The 1,183-nt window shown below is 53.5% G+C and carries 1 rRNA gene; it reads right to left on the minus strand.

Annotated elements, in window-relative coordinates:
• Nucleotides 1-1,183: ribosomal RNA gene (locus GH664_RS22850) — 23S ribosomal RNA — on the minus strand; the annotation flags it as partial.

The following is a 1,183-nucleotide window of genomic DNA, read 5'->3' on the forward strand; positions in this document are numbered from 1 at the left end:
TGGCCATCATTACGCCATTCGTGCAGGTCGGAACTTACCCGACAAGGAATTTCGCTACCTTAGGACCGTTATAGTTACGGCCGCCGTTTACCGGGGCTTCGATCAAGAGCTTCGCGTTACCGCTAACCCCATCAATTAACCTTCCGGCACCGGGCAGGCGTCACACCGTATACGTCCACTTTCGTGTTTGCACAGTGCTGTGTTTTTAATAAACAGTTGCAGCCAGCTGGTATCTTCGACTGATTTCAGCTCCACGAGCAAGTCGCTTCACCTACATATCAGCGTGCCTTCTCCCGAAGTTACGGCACCATTTTGCCTAGTTCCTTCACCCGAGTTCTCTCAAGCGCCTTGGTATTCTCTACCTGACCACCTGTGTCGGTTTGGGGTACGATTTGATGTTACCTGATGCTTAGAGGCTTTTCCTGGAAGCAGGGCATTTGTTGCTTCAGCACCGTAGTGCCTCGTCATCACGCCTCAGCCTTGATTTTCCGGATTTGCCTGGAAAACCAGCCTACACGCTTAAACCGGGACAACCGTCGCCCGGCCAACATAGCCTTCTCCGTCCCCCCTTCGCAGTAACACCAAGTACAGGAATATTAACCTGTTTCCCATCGACTACGCCTTTCGGCCTCGCCTTAGGGGTCGACTCACCCTGCCCCGATTAACGTTGGACAGGAACCCTTGGTCTTCCGGCGAGCGGGCTTTTCACCCGCTTTATCGTTACTTATGTCAGCATTCGCACTTCTGATACCTCCAGCATACCTCACAGTACACCTTCGCAGGCTTACAGAACGCTCCCCTACCCAACAACGCATAGTGTCGCTGCCGCAGCTTCGGTGCATGGTTTAGCCCCGTTACATCTTCCGCGCAGGCCGACTCGACCAGTGAGCTATTACGCTTTCTTTAAATGATGGCTGCTTCTAAGCCAACATCCTGGCTGTCTGGGCCTTCCCACATCGTTTCCCACTTAACCATGACTTTGGGACCTTAGCTGGCGGTCTGGGTTGTTTCCCTCTTCACGACGGACGTTAGCACCCGCCGTGTGTCTCCCGTGATAACATTCTCCGGTATTCGCAGTTTGCATCGGGTTGGTAAGTCGGGATGACCCCCTTGCCGAAACAGTGCTCTACCCCCGGAGATGAATTCACGAGGCGCTACCTAAATAGCTTTCGGGGAGAACCAG

Origin of the sequence: Thauera sp. 2A1 (genome assembly GCF_009469595.2) — a bacterium.
In the GTDB taxonomy this organism is placed as follows: Bacteria; Pseudomonadota; Gammaproteobacteria; order Burkholderiales; family Rhodocyclaceae; genus Thauera.